18 protein-coding genes are annotated in these 17,140 nt (G+C 66.5%); 13 read left to right on the forward strand and 5 right to left on the reverse strand.

Annotated features, from left to right (window positions below; translation table 11 throughout):
* Nucleotides 1–199: 199 nt before the first annotated feature.
* The gene (locus K3U93_RS15040) at nt 200–601 is read right to left on the reverse strand and encodes a nitroreductase family deazaflavin-dependent oxidoreductase (RefSeq protein WP_083011285.1); all 402 of its coding nucleotides are present in this window, start codon (nt 599–601) and stop codon (nt 200–202) included.
* Nucleotides 602–689: 88 nt separating this feature from the next.
* Between K3U93_RS15040 and K3U93_RS15045 the strand changes: the two genes are divergently transcribed.
* The 4 genes from K3U93_RS15045 to K3U93_RS15060 all read left to right on the forward strand — a co-directional run bounded on the left by K3U93_RS15045 (nt 690) and on the right by K3U93_RS15060 (nt 5,110).
* Nucleotides 690–1,274, forward strand: coding sequence for a TetR/AcrR family transcriptional regulator (locus tag K3U93_RS15045; RefSeq protein WP_083011284.1), 585 nt, complete (start codon nt 690–692; stop codon nt 1,272–1,274).
* A 53-nt stretch (nt 1,275–1,327) separates the two neighbouring features.
* Nucleotides 1,328–2,182 (forward strand): phytanoyl-CoA dioxygenase family protein, encoded by an 855-nt coding sequence (locus K3U93_RS15050; protein ID WP_083011283.1) that lies wholly within the window; start codon nt 1,328–1,330, stop codon nt 2,180–2,182.
* Nucleotides 2,182–3,561: an FAD-binding oxidoreductase gene (locus K3U93_RS15055; protein WP_083011329.1), complete on the forward strand. Its 1,380-nt coding sequence runs from the start codon at nt 2,182–2,184 to the stop codon at nt 3,559–3,561. Before K3U93_RS15050 ends, K3U93_RS15055 begins: the two co-directional genes overlap by 1 nt.
* A gap of 274 nt (nt 3,562–3,835) precedes the next feature.
* Nucleotides 3,836–5,110: an alpha/beta hydrolase gene (locus tag K3U93_RS15060; protein WP_083011282.1), complete on the forward strand. Its 1,275-nt coding sequence runs from the start codon at nt 3,836–3,838 to the stop codon at nt 5,108–5,110.
* A 49-nt stretch (nt 5,111–5,159) separates the two neighbouring features.
* Here the strand turns inward: K3U93_RS15060 and K3U93_RS15065 are convergent, their stop codons facing one another.
* On the reverse strand, nt 5,160–5,591 hold the full coding sequence (locus tag K3U93_RS15065; RefSeq protein ID WP_083011281.1) for a protease inhibitor I42 family protein: 432 nt from the start codon (nt 5,589–5,591) through the stop codon (nt 5,160–5,162).
* A 154-nt stretch (nt 5,592–5,745) separates the two neighbouring features.
* Here K3U93_RS15065 and K3U93_RS15070 point away from each other — a divergent pair, with 154 nt between their 5' ends.
* From K3U93_RS15070 to K3U93_RS15085, 4 genes are all read left to right on the forward strand, one after another.
* Nucleotides 5,746–7,338: a Na+/H+ antiporter gene (locus tag K3U93_RS15070; protein WP_083011280.1), complete on the forward strand. Its 1,593-nt coding sequence runs from the start codon at nt 5,746–5,748 to the stop codon at nt 7,336–7,338.
* Nucleotides 7,339–7,409: 71 nt separating this feature from the next.
* Nucleotides 7,410–8,054, forward strand: a complete 645-nt coding sequence (locus K3U93_RS15075) for a TetR/AcrR family transcriptional regulator (RefSeq protein WP_083011279.1) — start codon at nt 7,410–7,412, stop codon at nt 8,052–8,054.
* Nucleotides 8,047–9,570: an FAD-dependent monooxygenase gene (locus tag K3U93_RS15080; protein ID WP_083011278.1), complete on the forward strand. Its 1,524-nt coding sequence runs from the start codon at nt 8,047–8,049 to the stop codon at nt 9,568–9,570. The genes K3U93_RS15075 and K3U93_RS15080 overlap by 8 nt, the downstream gene beginning before the upstream one ends.
* Nucleotides 9,571–9,673: 103 nt before the next feature.
* Nucleotides 9,674–10,828, forward strand: coding sequence for a glycosyltransferase (locus K3U93_RS15085; RefSeq protein ID WP_083011277.1), 1,155 nt, complete (start codon nt 9,674–9,676; stop codon nt 10,826–10,828).
* A 2-nt stretch (nt 10,829–10,830) separates the two neighbouring features.
* Here K3U93_RS15085 and K3U93_RS15090 read toward each other — a convergent pair whose 3' ends face one another.
* The 3 genes from K3U93_RS15090 to K3U93_RS15100 form a co-directional block, all read right to left on the reverse strand.
* Complete coding sequence (locus K3U93_RS15090) at nt 10,831–11,535, reverse strand: TetR/AcrR family transcriptional regulator (protein ID WP_083011276.1); 705 nt, start codon at nt 11,533–11,535, stop codon at nt 10,831–10,833.
* A complete protein-coding gene (locus K3U93_RS15095; RefSeq protein WP_083011328.1) occupies nt 11,519–11,995 on the reverse strand; it encodes a hypothetical protein in 477 nt (158 codons plus the stop codon). The genes K3U93_RS15090 and K3U93_RS15095 overlap by 17 nt, the downstream gene beginning before the upstream one ends.
* A 123-nt stretch (nt 11,996–12,118) precedes the next feature.
* Nucleotides 12,119–12,448, reverse strand: coding sequence for a DUF732 domain-containing protein (locus tag K3U93_RS15100; RefSeq protein WP_083011275.1), 330 nt, complete (start codon nt 12,446–12,448; stop codon nt 12,119–12,121).
* A gap of 325 nt (nt 12,449–12,773) precedes the next feature.
* On the opposite strand from K3U93_RS15100, the gene K3U93_RS15105 reads away from it, so the two are divergent.
* The 5 genes from K3U93_RS15105 (at nt 12,774) to K3U93_RS15125 (ending at nt 17,105) form a co-directional block, all read left to right on the forward strand.
* Nucleotides 12,774–13,622, forward strand: a complete 849-nt coding sequence (locus K3U93_RS15105) for a sulfurtransferase (RefSeq protein ID WP_083011274.1) — start codon at nt 12,774–12,776, stop codon at nt 13,620–13,622.
* 216 nt (nt 13,623–13,838) lie between these two features.
* Complete coding sequence (locus tag K3U93_RS15110) at nt 13,839–14,723, forward strand: LLM class F420-dependent oxidoreductase (protein ID WP_083011273.1); 885 nt, start codon at nt 13,839–13,841, stop codon at nt 14,721–14,723.
* Entirely contained in the window at nt 14,723–15,451 is a 729-nt protein-coding gene (locus K3U93_RS15115) for a hypothetical protein (RefSeq protein WP_071512011.1), read from the forward strand. The genes K3U93_RS15110 and K3U93_RS15115 overlap by 1 nt, the downstream gene beginning before the upstream one ends.
* Nucleotides 15,452–15,548: 97 nt before the next feature.
* Nucleotides 15,549–16,067, forward strand: coding sequence for a lipoprotein LpqH (locus tag K3U93_RS15120; protein WP_083011272.1), 519 nt, complete (start codon nt 15,549–15,551; stop codon nt 16,065–16,067).
* Nucleotides 16,068–16,115: 48 nt separating this feature from the next.
* A complete protein-coding gene (locus tag K3U93_RS15125; RefSeq protein ID WP_083011271.1) occupies nt 16,116–17,105 on the forward strand; it encodes an alpha/beta fold hydrolase in 990 nt (329 codons plus the stop codon).
* Nucleotides 17,106–17,140 lie beyond the last annotated feature (35 nt).

The raw sequence follows: 17,140 nt of genomic DNA on the forward strand, positions 1-17,140 counted from the left end.
CTTGCGGCGAAACCCCGCTCGACGCCCGGGCTGACAGGACGTTGTCGAGTTCCCGCAGCGCCGCCACGGCGCGCCCGATGCCGTACTCGGCGCAGAAGCGAACAACATCACGGACGTCGTCGGCGCGCGGCCACCTCGATTCCGAGCTTCTCGAACTGCGGATCCAGTTCTCCCAGCGGGCTGCTCGGTAGGTCCGTCGTCAACGCGCCGTTGCCAATTGGCTGACGATGTCGAGCCGGAGGAACTCCGGCGCCTTGATCACTCTGCGCAGCATGAACCGGATGAACGCCGGCATGTCGGTCGCGTTCTCGTCGCGGAACACGACCGGGGTGTCGAGCTGGTAGCGCCGCCGCCTGGTCTGTAGCTCGCAGCCCCCCGCGGCGAGGACGTTGCGCACCCAATCCGTTCCGGGGCCGTAGGTCAGCGCGATCACAAATCCGTTGTGGCGGCGGAAGGCCCACAGCGGGGTGCGGAAGGTGCGCCCCGATTTGCGCCCGCGATGGATGACGACTCCCCATCCCGGCGCCCACGGGGCGATGTACTTGGTGAATCGATTGAGGCCGATCTTGTTGGCCCGGGCGACCCATCGTGGTGCTGGCATCTCCCTAACTCCTCGCTTGGAGAATTTTACGGGGTCCAGGTTAACGCCCCGCCCGTGTAGAAGTCAACGACTGTAGAATTTCGGGACTGTGCCCCCCATTGGACGACGCCCGGGTAACCCCGACACCCGCAACGAGATCGTGGCCACCGCTCGACGGCTGTTCGCCGACTCGGGATACGACAAGACCTCCGTCCGCGACATCGCTGCCGGCTCCGGCGTCGACCCGGCGCTCATCCGGCACTACTTCGGCAGCAAGGCCGAGCTATTCCGGTCCACCATGGGGTGGCCGTTCGAGCCGGCCGAGATCAGCGCGCGCATCGCTCGCGGCGATCGCGACGACATCGGCGCGCGCCTGACGCGGGTGTTCTTCGAAGCGTGGGAGCAGCCAGACTCCCGCGCTTCCCTACTGGCGATCCTGCGCGGTGCCGCCACCCACAACGAGTCGGCCGCCCTGGTGCGGCAGTTCATTCAGGGCCAGCTGTACCCGCAGTTGGCCAGGCTGTTGACGGGGACAGACACCGAGCTGCGTATCGATGTGGCCATGGCCCAACTCCTGGGCATCGCCTACTTGCGCCATGTCCTGCAGGTCGAGCCGATCGCGTCCGCTCCGGTGGACGAACTCATTGCGCGGGTCACGCCGATCGTCACCGCCCATCTCACGCCGCGGCCTTAGGCAACCTCGGGAGTGTCTTGACCCGTGGTCAAGCAAGGTCCAGGGTCGGGTATGTGAGCATCGACGACGACCCGGTCACGACGCTGGACGATCTCAAGGGCGACCTGGCGCTCCGGCACAAGTGGACGCCGAGCGGCGGCGCCTCGGTGGACCCCGCGATCGTCGACGCCGATATGGCGGCCCTCGACCGCGACGGCTACCTCATCTGGGAGAAGCTGCTCGACGCCGACGAATGCCGGCAGATCCGCGACACCGTCGGGCCCTGGCTGGGGCACACCGGACGCAATTCGTTTGAGGGACGAAGCACCCAGCGCATTTACAGCGTGCTGAGCCGCACGCGCGTGTGCGACCGACTTGTCGATCACCCGCGGGTGCTAGCGGTGCTCGATCGGCTTCTCATGCCCAACTACCTGCTTTCGGCGTTGCAGGCCATCAACATTCAACCCGGAGAGTCCGCGCAACTGCCACATCACGACGACGGGTTCTACCCGATTCCGCGGCCGCGGGCGCCGCTGGCCGCCGCCACAATCTGGGCGATCGACGACTTCACCGCCGACAACGGCGCCACGGTGATTTTCCCCGGCAGCCATCGCTGGGGCCGGCGCCCGCCCGGGCCGGACGATCCCTCGCTGCCCGTCGTGATGCCGGCCGGCTCCTGCGTCTTCTTCGTGGGAACCCTGTGGCACGGCGGCGGCGCCAACACCACCAGCCGCGCGCGGCTGGCCGTCACCGCGCAATACTGCCAACCCTGGCTGCGGCCGATGGAAGCCTTCACCCTCTCGGTGACCCGGGAGGTCGCCCGCGCGGTCTCCGATGACATTCAGCGCATGATCGGCTACAGCATCCATCCGCCATTCGTCGGCGCCGTCGACGGCCTGCACCCGCGGCGTTTGTTAGAGCAGCCGTGATGCCTGCGACGCGGTTCGCGGAAATCGTCGGCAACCACAACTTGCTGACGGGCGACGCAATCCCCGACGACTACTCACACGACGAAGAGCTGACACAACCGCCGCAAAAGCCGGCGTACGTCGCCAAACCGGCGACCGCAGAAGAGGTTTCGCAGCTACTGAAGGCGGCGACGGAACATGGGGTGCCGGTGACGGCCCGCGGGTCCGGGAGCGGCCTGTCGGGCGCGGCGAGGCCGCGGAAGGACGGGCTGCTGATCTCCTTCGAACGCATGAATGCCGTCCTGGAGGTCGATGTCACCAACCAGGTCGCCGTCGTCCAGCCCGGGGTGACCCTGACCGAGCTCGACGCCGCGACCGTGGACACCGGGCTGCAGTACATGGTTTATCCGGGCGAACTGTCCTCCAGCGTCGGCGGCAACGTCGGAACCAACGCCGGTGGCATGCGCGCGGTCAAGTACGGGATCGCTCGCCACAACGTGCTCGGGCTGCAGGCCGTGCTGCCCACCGGGGAGATCATCCGAACCGGCGGCAAGATCGCCAAGGTCTCCACCGGCTACGACCTGACCCAGTTGATCGTCGGCTCCGAAGGCACCCTGGCCCTGGCCACCGAGGTGATCGTCAAGCTGCACCCGCGGCTCGACCATAGCGCCACCGTGCTCGCGCCGTTCGCCGACTTCGACCAGGTGATGGCCGCCGTGCCCAAGATCCTCGCCAGCGGGCTCGGGCCCTACATCCTCGAATACATCGACAACTTGACGATGGCCGCGCTCGTCTACACGCAGAACCTGGAGCTGGGTATCCCCGACGGCGTCCGCGACAGCTCCGCGGCGTATCTCGTTGTGGCGCTTGAGGACCGCACCACCGACCGGCTGGACGAGGACGTCGAGAAGGCGGGCGAGCTGCTCGCCGAGCTGGGTGCCATCGACGTCTACGTGCTGGAAGGGGGCTCGGCGCGCAAGCTGATCGAGGCGCGCGAGAAGGCGTTTTGGACGGTCAAGGCCGTCGGCGCCGACGACATCATCGACACCGTCGTGCCGCGTTCCGCGATGCCGAAGTTCCTTGCCGCCGTTCGCGATCTGGCGGCCGCCGCGGGCGGTGCCGCGGCCGGCTGCGGGCATGCCGGCGACGGCAACGTGCACCTGGCCATCGTCTGCAAGGATCCGGAGAAACGCCACAGGCTGATGACCGACATCTTCGCGCTGGCAATGGAATTGGGTGGGGCGATCTCCGGTGAGCACGGCCTCGGCCGCGCGAAAACCCCTTACTTCCTCGACCTCGAAGACCCCGTCAAGATCGACCTCATGCGCCGGATAAAGCGAAGCTTCGACCCGGCGGGCATCCTCAACCCCGGTGTTCTCTTCGCGGCAGAAGAGGCATGACCAGGGCGCGCGGTGAGCGCGGCCACCCTTTCTGGGACCGAAATCCCTTAGACCACAACGGTCCCGGTTTTGGCCGGGATATCCGGAGTGCCCGGCTCATAGCGACAGGTGAAGGGCTCTCGACGCGCCGCCGCAATGTGTCGCTATGAGGTGGACACAAAGCGTGTCTCCTCTCCGAGAGACTGGTGTGACCGATGTGACTTAGCCGGCGATGGGCTTGCGCGAGGCCACGGGCCCCCGTCCGCACCACCCGACCACCTCGTAAGGTGACCCAATGCGGACAGCTCGAATCATCCACATCATCCGGCAAATAGCGTCACTGGCGGTGACGGCGGTGACCGCCGCGTCCACCCTCAACGCGTATCGGCCGCTGGCGCGCCGCGGGTATGCGTCGCTGTTCTCGTGGATGTTCGGCCTGGTGGTTACCGAGTTGCCGCTGCAGACACTGGTGAGCCAGCTCGGTGGGCTGGCGTTGACGGCCCACCGCCTGACCCGCCCGGTACGCGCGATCGCGTGGCTGGTGGCGGGCGTCTCGGCGCTGGGATTGCTGAACTTCAATCGCGCCGGCCATAAGGCCAATGTCCCGCTGGCCGAAGCGTTGGACGACGGCCTGGGACCCGCTCGTCGCACCGACTCCGCGGACCTATGGCGCCGGCCGGCCGGCGCCGGCACCGCCAAGACGCCGGGAGCGCTGCGGATGCTGCGCATCTACCGCGACTACGCCCACGACTCCAACATCAGCTACGGCGAATACGGCAGCGCCAACCACCTGGACATCTGGCGACGCCCCGACCTCGATCCCAACGGAAAGGCGCCGGTGCTCTTCCAGATCCCGGGCGGCGCCTGGACGACGGGTAACAAACGCGGACAAGCACATCCGTTGATGAGCCACCTCGCGGAGCTGGGCTGGATCTGCGTGGCGATCAACTACCGGCACAGCCCGCGCAACACCTGGCCCGACCACATCGTCGACGTCAAGCGCGCCCTCGCCTGGGTCAAGGCGCACGTCGGCGAGTACGGCGGCGATCCCGACTTCGTCGCCATCACCGGTGGTTCGGCCGGCGGCCACCTGTCATCGCTGGCGGCCTTGACGCCCAATAACCCACAGTTCCAACCGGGATTCGAAGACGCCGACACCCGCGTGCAGGCGGCCGTGCCGTTCTACGGCGTCTATGACTTCACCCGTTTCGACGACGCGATGCATCCGATGATGCCGGGACTCCTCGTGAAATCGATTCTCAAGCAACGGCCCTCGACGAACCTGCAGCCGTTTATCACCGCGTCGCCGGTCAACCACGTTTCGGCCGACGCTCCCCCGTTCCTGGTGTTGCATGGCCGCAACGACTCGCTGGTACCCGTCGAGCAGGCACGCGCCTTCGTCGGCCGGCTGCGGGAAGTCAGCAGGCAGCCCGTCGTGTACGCCGAATTGCCTTTTACCCAACACGCTTTCGACATCTTCGGCTCAGCCCGGGCGGCACGCACCGCGATCGCCGTCGAGCAATTCCTCGCCGAGGTCTACGCGACGCAACGCCAGGCCGAGGTGGCCTAAAGCGCTTGGGCCACCACGCCCGCGGTCCACGGGACGACGACCGCCACGGTCACTGCACCGTCACGTTGGCCGTATACGTGCACACCGGTTTGGTGTCCTTGCCCACGATGCTGGCGTACGAGGTGGTGATCGTCGTCGTCCCGGGCTTCAGAGCCGTGAACGTCCACACCTCGGTGCCGGGCGCGCCCAGGGCATCGGAGGTTGGCTGCACAAACTCGTGACTGTTCTGCCTCACGATCGTCGAATCGCCGATCTTCATGTTGGCCATCCACCGGTACGGCGTGGAGTAATTCGAGCCCAGCTTCACCGTCAGCGTGTTGCCGACGGCCAGCGTCGCGTTCTGCGTGATGACGCTCTGCTTCAGCACGCGACTCATGGGGACCTGGAGGGTCTTGCTCGTCGGCGGGTTCCTGGACGGAAAGGCGCAGCCCACGACCGTCGATGCAACGAGCACGGCGACTGCGACCACCCTGAGCCTCACCAGAACACCCTTTCAACACCTCCCGCAAACGTAGCCGCTGCAGGATAATCGACCGACTCTCAGCGAGGCACCCGATTGCGGGCCCAAGCACGAGCAGCCGCGTTACCCAAACCCCACGCCGCGCAAACCCGAGCAGGTCCGGCAGGATGGGCAGGTGTTTGGCCTCGTCGTCATCGTTGCGCTGGTCTCTACCGTCATCGTGGGGACGGTCATCGGCCGGCGCTATCGCGTGGGTCCGCCGGTGCTGCTCATTCTGCTGGGCGCGTTGCTGGGCCTGATCCCTCAGTTCGGTCATGTGCGGATCAATGGCGAGCTGGTGCTGCTGCTGTTCCTCCCGGCGATCCTCTATTGGGAGGGCCTGAACGTCAGCTTCCGCGAGATCCGCAAGAACCTGCGCATCATCGTTTTTCTCAGCGTTGCCCTGGTGATTGCCACCGCGGTGGCGGTGTCGTGGACGGCGCGGGCGCTGGGCCTGGAACCGCACGCGGCGGGGGTCCTCGGAGCCGTGCTCTCCCCCACCGACGCCGCCGCCGTCGCCGGCCTGGCGAAGAAGTTGCCACGCCGGTCGCTCACCGTGCTGAAAGCCGAGAGCCTCATCAACGACGGCACCGCGCTGGTGCTGTTCGTCGTCAGCGTCCACGTCGCGGTAGGCGGGTCCGCGATCAGCCCGGCCGACGTGGCGGCCCGGTTTGTCGGGTCCTACCTTGGCGGTATCGCCGCCGGGCTGCTTGTCGGCGGATTGGCGACCCTCGTGCGAAAACGAATCGACGCGCCGCAAGAGGAGGGGGCCCTGAGCCTGCTGACGCCGTTCGCGGCGTTCTTGCTGGCCCAGGCAATGGACTGCAGCGGTGTGGTCGCGGTCATGGTGTCGGCTTTGGTGCTCGCGTACTCCGGGCCGGTGGTGATTCGGGCTCGTTCCCGCCTGGAGGCCTACGCGTTCTGGGACATGGCGACGTTCCTGATCAACGGCTCGTTGTGGGTGTTCGTCGGGGTTCAGATCCCGGGCGCGCTGCGCGGCATATCCGGCGTGGGCGGCGGACTTCGCCACGCTGCCTACATCGCCCTCGCCGTCACCGGTGTCGTGATCGTGTCTCGGATCTTCTGGGGGGAAATCACCACCCTGCTGCTTCGCCTCATCGACCGTCGCGAGGTGCAGCGCGCCCGTCGCGTCGGCTGGCGTCAGCGTTTCGTCACCGTCTGGGCAGGATTCCGCGGAGCCGTATCGCTTGCCGCGGCGCTGGCCGTCCCGGCGACCACGCTCAGCGGCGCGCCATTCCCGGACCGCAGCCTGCTCATCTTCATCGTGACCTTCGTCATTCTGGTCACCGTCCTGGTCCAGGGAAGCACGCTGCCCGCCGTCGTTCGCTGGGCCCGGATGCCCGACGACGTTGCCTACGCCCAAGAATTGGAGCTGGCCCGTCGCCGGGGTAGTCAAGCCGCTCTCGACGCTTTGCCGGTGGTTGGCGCCGAAGTCGGCATCAGCGAGGACCTGCTACGGCGGCTGCAAAAGGAATACGAGGAAAAGGCCGAATTGGTACGGGCCACCGAAGACGGTTCGACGGACAGCCGCCTGGCCGAGCGCAAGGACCTGGTTCGACGGGTGCGCCTGGGTGTGCTGGAACACAAGCGCCGCGAAATCACCGCGCTGCGAAACCAAAACCTCATCGACGACATCGTGCTCCGCGAGCTGCAAGCCGAAATGGACCTGGAGGAAGTGCAACTCCTCGACCCCGCCGACAGCGGCTGAGGTCCCTCCCGGGAAATTTCTCGGTAGGCAATTTTACACACTGTGCAAGATCTTCTGGTACGTTGATTCCCATGACCGACCAAACGCCCGGGCTGCGCGAGCGCAAGAAAGCCGATACCCGGCGTGCGCTCAGCGACGCCGCATTGAACCTCGCGTTCGAACGCGGGCTGGACAACGTGACGCGCGAGGACATCGCGAGTTTGGCCGGGGTGTCGCTGCGCACCTTCAACAACTACTTCGGCGGCAAGTACGAGGCCCTCGCCTACCGGCAGACGGAACGCCTGCGCCGCAGCGTCGCCGCGCTGCGGCAACGCCCGGTCGACGAGCCGCTGTGGACGTCGATCGCGCGCGCCGTTCTCGAACCACTAGAAGAAGACTTCGGCGATGTGCACGGTGAGGAAAACCGGGCGCCCAGCCGCGAGGAGCTCCTCGAAGTCCGGAAGCTGCTGATGAACCCGCAGGTCCGTAACGCGTTGCCGCGGCAGCTCTTTGACGAGTGGCTCGAGGCGATCGCCGAACGCACCGGCACCGACCCCGAGCGCGACCTGTACCCGCGGCTAGTGGTGGCCGTCGTGCGCGCCGTCGGCGACGCGGCGGCGGAGGCCTACGTGCGGGCGGATCCGCCCGTGGCGATCACCGAATTAATCCGCTCCGGCTTCGCCACGGTCAGCGCGGGCCTGCCCGAGCCCAAGCGCAAGGGGGTACAGCATGCCTGACGGACAAGCCGACATCGTCATCGCCGGGGCCGGGCCCAACGGACTGATGCTGGCCTGTGAGCTCGCGTTGGCCGGCATCAGGCCCGTCGTGCTAGATGCCCTGCCCGGTCCCAGCTCGGAGCCGAAAGCCAACGGCCTTGTCGGACAAGTGGTTCGGATGCTCGACATGCGTGGCCTGTACCAGGCGTTCACCGGCGACGACCATCCGCCCCAACCCACCTACGGGTGGATATTCGCCGGCATGACGCTGAACTTCCTAGGCGTGCCCGACAATCCGATGTACGCGATGCTCATGCCCCAACCCCGTTTGGTGCGGCTGCTGGAGAAGCGGGCGCGCGATCTCGGGGTGGACGTGCGCTGGGGACACGAGCTCGTCAACCTGGAGCGGGAGCCGGAATCCGTTGCGCTGACGGTGTCGTCGCCGCAAAACGAGTACCGCATCGCCACCGGGTACCTGGTGGGCGCCGACGGCGGACGCAGCCTGGTCCGCAAGACGGTGGGCATCGACTTCCCCGGCACAACGTCGGACACGGTGAGCCGGCTCGCCCACGTGCACATCCCCGACGAACTCCGCCGCGCCGACGGCAGCGTCGAGGTCCCCGGATTCGGCCGGATTCCCTTCGGCCACAACCGGCTGAATCGCGGCCTCGTGGTGTACGCCGAATTTGAACCCGACCGTTCGCTGTTCGGCACCATCGAATTCGGGCCGCCGGTCGAGGATAAACCGATGAGCTTAGCCGAGCTGCGCGAGAGCGCACGCCGGGTGCTCGGCGTCGACGTCCCATTCGAGGAGCCGAAAGGCCCTGGGCCACATGCCCTTCGGCGCATCAACGGGCAGAACACCCGCCACGCGGAACACTACCGCGACGGACGGGTCCTGCTGCTCGGCGACGCCGCCCACGTCCACAGTGCGATGGGTGGCCCCGGCCTGAACCTTGGCCTGCAGGACGCGATGAACCTGGGCTGGAAGCTTGCGGGCCATATCAACGGCTGGGCGCCCGCCGGATTGCTCGATACCTATGAATTCGAGCGCCACCCCGTGGGCGAGCGCGTCATGATGCACTCGCTGACCCAGCTCGCGCTCGTGGCGCCCGGCTGCGAAGTCACCGCGTTGCGAACGCTGCTGGGCGAGCTCCTCACCATTCCCGAGGTCACCAAGCACATGGCGGGGCTACTGGCCGGCTCCGACGTGAGATACGAGATGGGTGACGACCACCCCCTGTCGGGACGGCCCGTGCCCGAGCTCGCCCTCGAGGATGGCCGGCGCGTCGCCGAACTGCTCCACGACGCACGCCCGGTCCTGCTCGACCTCGACGGCAACATCGGAGATGCGGCACGCGGGTGGGCCGATCGGGTCGACGTCGTCAACGCGACCACCGCCGACCGGCCCGCCGCGGCGCTGCTGATTCGGCCCGACGGCTATGTCGCATGGGCGGCAGACACATTCGGGGCGGCCGAAGAAGCGGGGCTGCAGGCCGCCCTGCAGCGGTGGTTCGGGCCCGAGTCGAGCGGATAGCGGTGCCGGCCGCGGCCCTTCAATCTGCGGAATTCATGGACTGTTCAGGCCGGCGTCGGTTCCCCATCGTTGACTGCACACGCGCGCCGCGTGTCCTCACCGTATGCGTGTTGTACAGGTCGCCAACTTTTATGGCCCTCGCTCCGGCGGCCTTCGCACCGCGGTGGACCGACTGGGCGCGGAATACTGGGCCAGCGGCCACGAGGTGTTTTTGATCGTCCCCGGTCGCTGCGCCGAACGCGCCAGGCTAGCCACGGGCGTGGTGCGAATCACCCTGCCCGCTAGGTTGATTCCCTTTACCGGCGGCTACCGCGCGGTGATGCCTGGACCCGTCAAAGCGCTGCTGGAAGCGCTGAAACCCGACGCGTTGGAGGTCTCCGACCGGCTCACGCTGCGGTCGCTCGGGCGGTGGGGCCGCGAATACGGTGCCCGGACGGTGATGATCTCCCATGAACGCCTGGATCGCCTTGTGGGACAGTTACTTCCGCGTCGGACAGCGCAGAAGTTCGCGGACTTCGCCAACGCACGCACCGCCGCCAACTACGACACCGTGGTCTGCACCACGGGGTTCGCGCGCGAAGAATTCGACCGGATCGGCGCGACGAACACCGTCACCGTCCCACTGGGCGTCGACTTACAGACCTTTCACCCGCGCCGGCACTCGTATCTGGTGCGACGGCATTGGGCCACGCCGCAGCAGATCCTGCTGGTGCACTGCGGACGGCTGTCGGTGGAAAAGCGCGTCGACCGCAGCATCGACGCGCTCGGCGCGTTGTACCACGCCGGCGTCGACGCTCGACTGGTCGTCGTGGGCGAAGGCCCGTTACGGGCCAGGCTGGAAAGACAAGCCGCGCGGCTGCCGATCGACTTCACCGGTTTCATCAACGACCGGCACACCGTCGCGCAGCTGTTGGCCTCGGCCGACGTGACGCTGGCACCCGGGCCGCATGAGACGTTCGGGCTGGCCGCACTGGAATCGCTGGCGTGCGGAACGCCGGCCGTGGTGTCGCGCACGTCGGCGCTGACCGAGATCGTCACACCCGATAGTGGTGCGTTGGCCGACAACGACCCCTTTGCCATCGCGAGAGCGGTCGGCGCGGTCGTCAGCCGACCCGAACACCACCGCCGCAGCTCCGCGAGGCGCCGCGCGGAAAACTTCACCTGGGAGCGGGCCGCGGCGGGCATGCTGGCGTCGTTGGGAACCCCGGCCCTCACCGACTCAGGCGACGAGCGCGGCGAATCCCAAGAAACCGCGTAGCGCTAATAGTTTCGCGGTAGTGCCATCACCATCGCTTCGACCTGCGCGCGCGTGGGTGTGGCGACGCTGCCGTCCGGCAGCCCGAGGATGCGGTCGACGGCGAGGCCGTGCAGCCTGAATCTGGTTATCAGACAGTCGATCGCGCGCTGACGGCCCGACTCGTCGGCGGCCTGTAACACATCCAGGATGTTCGAGTTGGTGCGGGCGGCAAGACCGTAGATCATGTCGGCGACACCCTCGGGGTCGAATGTGTCGAAGACGCCGGCCGCGACCCCTTCCGATATCAGCCGCGTCAGCAGAGGCCGGAACAGCGCTTCCTCGACAGCCAGGATTCGTCCGTACAGTTGGGCATTATCCGGGCGCAGCAATGACACCATGGCGGCCAGCTGCTCCGGTCCACCCATCTTCACGTTGACGTCAAAACCGGCCTGCAGCAACGCGTTCAGTCGTGCCAGCGCGTCGCCGCGGCGCGCGGCGACGGCATCCTCGACGCCGGCGAACGTTTCGCGCGCGCTGCGCTCGGCCAAGGCCGCTATCAGCGCATCTTTGGACGGAAACCAATGGTAGAAGGCGCCTTTGGAGATCCCGGCGTCGGCGATGATGTCGTTGAGGCTGACATTGTCGAATCCGTGCCGCAGAAAGAGCGCCGCCGCCCGATCCAGCAGCTCCGCTCTGCGGATATCGGGGTGCTTAACTATCCGTGGCACGCGGGCGACCCTCGGCTGGGCTCACCACCGCTCTCGGCGTGCCAGGTTCCGGCTTCCAGCCGACATAGGTCAGGTACAGCCCGGCCGAGGCAAGGCAGACGAACAACACCCATATCACCGCGGACGCACGGGAGCTGTAGACGGCATTGCTGGCCGCGTCGTAGGCCTGGGGAACAGTCAGCAGAAGCACCCCGCGTATCGCGAAGAACCAGCCCACCGCCGACACGATGATCGCCGCGGGGCTGCGCCAGTACTGATGAAACGCGATGATGAAAAGGCCGCCCATCAAAAGGATGGCGCCGTAGAGCCACGGCCACATCGGATTGGCCTTGAACTCGGTAAACAGTGTCTGCATGTACGAGCCACGCACCGCAACCGTGGTGGGCACGATTGTGAGGAACGGGCCCATCACGCGGGCGAACATACGTGTGCGGATCTGCGGCTGCTCTGGCGTGCGCATTGCTCTACCTCCATGGTCGCCAAGAGCCTATACCGACCACTGGTCGGTATGCCAGACCGGCGGTCGGTGGCGCTATGGAGGAGTCGATCAGACGGACCGGACTTTGGGCCGGTGGCTACGCCGTCACCTGCCGCTTGGCTTGGTCGGATTGTGTTTGCCCGGGCAGTAACTCGCGGTGGCGGCGCCGATGAAAAACTCGGCCTGCTGTTGGCTCAGACGTTTTGAACCCGTCAGTTGGTCGACCTCATCCTTCTGGGAATAACCCGACTCGAGATCTTGGCACATCACGTGGGCCATGTTGACGGTCTGGGTCGCGTTACCAAGGTGGATGCCGTGCGACTCCACGTACTCGGTGAAGTCCGCGTCGGTTTGGTCGGCGCGCGCGACGCCGCCGGGCACCAGCATCACCGCCAGCAGCGCACCGAACATGCACGCGGGTATTTTCTTTGCCATTTCGCACCAATCACTTTCGAAGCTTCACACGACCCTCGGAGACCCTGGAAGCCCTCGGATCAACACGAGGGTCCGGAGCAAGGCCCAATGTCATTGATCCTTGCGCGCGGTCGGGTCGGTGGTCAATAGCTCACTCGCCGTACGGCCGCCAAAATCCAAAGTTCAACCCGCCGTTCATTTTTAGTTCTGACCGAGTTTAATTCCGACCGCCATGGCCCAGCCATTGAAACCGCGGGGTTTAACCCACCGTTCACTCTTAATTACGATGGCGTCTATATCCGCTCGCGCGACTAGTCTCGCCATAGACGAATGAGGAGGGAAACCGGTGGAAGCGCGCGACCGGGTGCTGGTCACGGCCACCGACCTGGCCGCCCTTATCCGCGCCGCCGACCCGGTGACCGTATTGGATGTGCGATGGCGGGTCGATGATCCCGACGGGCGTGAGGCCTACCTGCTGGGCCACATACCGGGAGCGGTCTATGTGTCACTCGAGGACGAACTCAGCGATCACTCGGTCACCGGACGGGGCCGCCACCCGCTGCCGTCGGGCCGCCGCTTGCAGGCTGCCGCACGCGAATGGGGAATCCGGCAGGACGTTCCGGTGGTGGTCTATGACGACTGGAATCGCGCCGGCTCCGCACGAGCGTGGTGGGTACTGACCGCGGCTGGGCTCGAAAACGTGCGCATCCTGGACGGCGGCCTGTCCGCGTGGCGGTCGGCCGGAGGTAGCCTTGAAACCGGCCCGGTCAACCCGCAGCACGGGAATGTGACTGTGCCACAGGACGATTTGTATGCCGGCGGCCGACCGACGTTGACGGCGGAGGAATCTGGCACCGTCACCCTGCTCGATGCGCGCGCACCGGAACGCTTCCGCGGCGACGTCGAACCTCTCGATCCAGTCGCCGGTCACATCCCCGGCGCGAAGAACCTTCCCAGCACCGCCGTCCTGGCGGGCGACGGCACGTTTCTTAGCGACCACGCGCTCGCCCGGCTGTTGTTCGACCGCGGAATCGGTCACGACGGCCGCGTGGGCGTCTACTGCGGCTCGGGTGTCACCGCCGCTGTCACGATCGCGGCGCTCGCCGCGACGGGCCGAGAAGCGGCGCTGTATCCCGGGTCGTGGTCGGAGTGGTGTTCGGATCCGGCCCGTGCGATCGGCCGCGGTCCCGAATAGCTGAACGATTTTGATTCACTTCTTTCCCAAGGTATTTGGGATGTGCGCCGTGCCCGCCTTTCAGCGACAATCGCGCGGCGTTATCCGCCGCGATCTGCTTGTAGAAGCGGTTCGTGTCCTCATTACACTAGTCTCAGCGACGTTCCTCACCAGCGACGAGAGCCGAACCGTCACAGCGCAATCGATCCCCGTCGACGCCGGAGGGTATATGCAGGGATGAGCACCGATCCCGTGAAGCTGTCGGTAGCCACACCCGTGGTGACCATGCTGCCGCAGACCGGCGGCGGCTGGGAGAAACACGCCTCAATCGAGGACCTGGCCCAGATCGCCGAAGCCGCAGACCGGCTCGGCTATCACCACCTGACCTGCAGCGAGCACATTGCGCTGCCCGCAACAGAGCACGGTCGCCGCGGCACCCGTTATTGGGATCCACTGGCCACATTCGGCTACCTCGCCGCACGCACACAACGAATACGGTTGGCCACCCACGTGCTGGTGCTGGGCTATCACCACCCGCTCGAGATCGCCAAGCGCTACGGCACGCTGGACAAAGTCAGCAACGGCAGGCTCATCCTCGGGGTCGGCGTCGGCAGCCTCAAAGAGGAGTTCGAGCTCCTCGGCGCCCCCTTCGACGACCGCGGACCCCGCGGCGACGACGCGCTGCGGGCGCTTCGCGCCTCGCTGTCAGTCCCGGAACCCGCCTACCACGGCGAGTTTTACTCGTTCGGCGGCATGGTCGTCGATCCGTGCGCCGTCCAGGATCGCGTCCCCATCTGGATCGGTGGGCGCACGCCGCGGTCGCTGCGTCGAGCCGCAACCCTGGCCGACGGCTGGGCTCCCTTCAACGTGAGCCTAAAGCAGGCCCGAGACTGGTTGAGCCGCTTCGAACTTCGGCCCGGATTCGACGTCGTTCTGCCGCCGTCGGAGCCGCTGGACCCGATCAATGAGCCGGAACGCACCGGCGAAGCCCTCGCCGGGATCGCCGCGCACGGCGCCACCATCATCAGCTCCTTTTTCACCCACACCTCGCTGCAGCATTACCTGGAAAATCTGACGGCGCTTGCGGAGCTACATCAGGACATGATTGGGCCGGGTACGTGATCCGGGTCAAGGCAGGCATTTTCAGTCTCACCGCCGCGGCCCCGGCCGACGACGACGGCAGTTACCTGCGTTGGCATCTGCTGGATCACATGCCGGAGCAATACCAACTGCCGGGCATCGTGCACGGGTTGCGCTGGATCGCGGACGGCGACTACGTCGACCATCGCCTGGTCGCCCACGGACCACGTGGACAGGTCGGCAACGCGGTGCATTACCTGGTCGGTGACCCGGTCGAAGAAACCTTCGATGAGTTCGTCGCACTCGGCCGCGCGTTGCGGGAGAACGGCCGGTTTCCGGTCATGCGGCCGTCGCTGCAAGTGGCCGGCCTGCGCCTGCTGCAGTGGCGGTCCTCTCCGCACGCGCTCGTCTCCGCCGAAGTGGTGCCGTTTCGGCCACACCGCGGCATCCTGCTGATCGTCGAAGAGCCCACCGGCGGCCGCCCCAACGAGTGGCTGCAGTGGCTGCACGCCGAACACTACCCGGCGCTGCTCGCCACACCGGGCACGGCCGGCGCATGGACGTTCGGTTCGAGCGCCGGATGGAGCCACCTGCCACCGGGATGGCGAACGCAGCACCAATACGTCACCGTGGTCTACCTCGACGACGACCCGCTCGCCACCACCGGCGCGCTGGCTCCCCTCGTCGAGGAGCGGTGGCGGTCAGCCGCAGTGCGGCCCGTATTCGCCGGACCGCTGCGAACCATGGTCCGTTGGGAAGCCTGGAGGTAACCCCATGGCGCTGCCGTTTGACCCGGCGCCAGAGAAATGAGACCTTCCAGAAACGAACACGACCTATAGTTCTGCTGGCCTTTCCAGTGGAGGTGAGATGAGGAATCGGAACGGTCGGCGGCGACTCGTTCTCGCCATCGCCGCGCTCGGCGTGGTCGCGTTGGCAACCGCTCTGTCGGCCTGTTCCGGCAAGAGTGGCCAGCCATCCGCCGCCCCAAGTTCGAGTCCGGCTTTCTCGAGCACAACCGTCATGGTGGACGGCAACAAGCACACGATGATCACGCGAGTCGACTGCAATAACTCGGCCGCGCAACCGAGCGCGACGCCGGCGGAGTCGGGGGACCTGACCACCCGCATCAGTGTTCACGACGATTCGGCATCGATAGCGCTGGCCCTGTCGGACGAAAAACCGCCAAGCATCGACGGCTTTGCTATTTCGCTCAAGGCGGGATCCGGTCAGTATCAGCTGCCCTATCAGTCACCCCAGTCGCCGACCCAAGTCCAAGCAACCAAGGACGGCACGAGTTACACGGTGACCGGAACGGGCCAAGCGACGACACCCGGCCAAGGCGGCACGCGCCGGGTCACGTTCGGGATCCACGTGACCTGCCCCTGACCGGGACACCCGTTGTCCAACCGCGACCGCCTCTGCGATGCTGGCAGCTTGGACATCTTCGCGGAGTGGCAAAACGGCGGGACCGAACTGCGGTGGCGGTCGACAACCGCCGCCAACGATAGACGGGAAGTCAGCGTGTTCAGCCGCCGCTGCGGCACGCCCGGGGCACCCGCACTGGTGCTGGTGCACGGCTTCCCGACGTCGAGCATCGACTATTTCGCCTTGGCCGGGGAACTGGGATCGGAGTTCGACATGTTCGTGCTGGACTTCCCCGGCTATGGGCTGTCCGACAAGCCGCCGGCGCCGCACGTCTATTCCCTATACGACGACGCGCGTCTGCTCGTCCACGCGATCACCCAGGTGTGGAAGCTGACCGAATATCGCATGCTCACCCACGATCGCGGCAGCAGTGTCGGCATGATCGCGCTGGAGATGTTGGCGGCCCAAGACCCGCCGGCCGCCCCCGTCGACCTCATTTTGACGAATGGCAATATCTACCTCCCGCTCTCCAACCTCACCGTGTTCCAGGCCGCGCTGCTCGACCCCGCCACCGGGCGGGGCACGGCGGCCGCCACCACACCGGAGATGCTGGCGGCCGGATTGGGTGCCAGCGCCTTCATGCCCCGGCGGACACCGGAAGACCCGGAGATCTCCGCGCTGGCGAAGTGCTTCGCCCACAATGACGGAATCGGCGTGCTGCCGGACACCATCCAATACCTCAACGAGCGCGCCGCGGATGAAACCGGTTGGCTGGAAGCGCTTTCCAAGAACCCCGTCAACACCACGGTGGTGTGGGGCGTGCACGACAACATCGCGCCCCTGCGCGTTCCCAACCATGTCTGGCAGACCTACCTGAAGGGCAAGCCCGGCCGGAACCGCTACTGGGTGGTGCCCGGCGCCGATCACTATGTGCAGTGCGACGCCCCCGGGCAGTTGGCGCAGATCGTCCGCCTCACAGCCGAGGGCGGGGACATCGCGCTTCAAACGCTCGGCAACCAACCCGACGGCGCCGTCCTGGTGGACCAAAGCGACTCATAATGCCGTCGCGTGTCACGCTGGCGTGACGCTCGAAA

It is taken from the genome of Mycobacterium malmoense (assembly GCF_019645855.1).
Taxonomy (GTDB): Bacteria; Actinomycetota; Actinomycetes; order Mycobacteriales; family Mycobacteriaceae; genus Mycobacterium; species Mycobacterium malmoense.

Bases quoted from the DNA above. Each gene is read 5' to 3' on its own strand.
- K3U93_RS15040 (WP_083011285.1), bottom strand. From the start codon at position 601: ATGCCAGCACCACGATGGGTCGCCCGGGCCAACAAGATCGGCCTCAAT.
- K3U93_RS15055 (WP_083011329.1), top strand. From the start codon at position 2,182: ATGCCTGCGACGCGGTTCGCGGAAATCGTCGGCAACCACAACTTGCTG.
- K3U93_RS15060 (WP_083011282.1), top strand. From the start codon at position 3,836: ATGCGGACAGCTCGAATCATCCACATCATCCGGCAAATAGCGTCACTG.
- K3U93_RS15075 (WP_083011279.1), top strand. From the start codon at position 7,410: ATGACCGACCAAACGCCCGGGCTGCGCGAGCGCAAGAAAGCCGATACC.
- K3U93_RS15080 (WP_083011278.1), top strand. From the start codon at position 8,047: ATGCCTGACGGACAAGCCGACATCGTCATCGCCGGGGCCGGGCCCAAC.
- K3U93_RS15085 (WP_083011277.1), top strand. From the start codon at position 9,674: ATGCGTGTTGTACAGGTCGCCAACTTTTATGGCCCTCGCTCCGGCGGC.
- K3U93_RS15095 (WP_083011328.1), bottom strand. From the start codon at position 11,995: ATGCGCACGCCAGAGCAGCCGCAGATCCGCACACGTATGTTCGCCCGC.
- K3U93_RS15100 (WP_083011275.1), bottom strand. From the start codon at position 12,448: ATGGCAAAGAAAATACCCGCGTGCATGTTCGGTGCGCTGCTGGCGGTG.
- K3U93_RS15110 (WP_083011273.1), top strand. From the start codon at position 13,839: ATGAGCACCGATCCCGTGAAGCTGTCGGTAGCCACACCCGTGGTGACC.
- K3U93_RS15120 (WP_083011272.1), top strand. From the start codon at position 15,549: ATGAGGAATCGGAACGGTCGGCGGCGACTCGTTCTCGCCATCGCCGCG.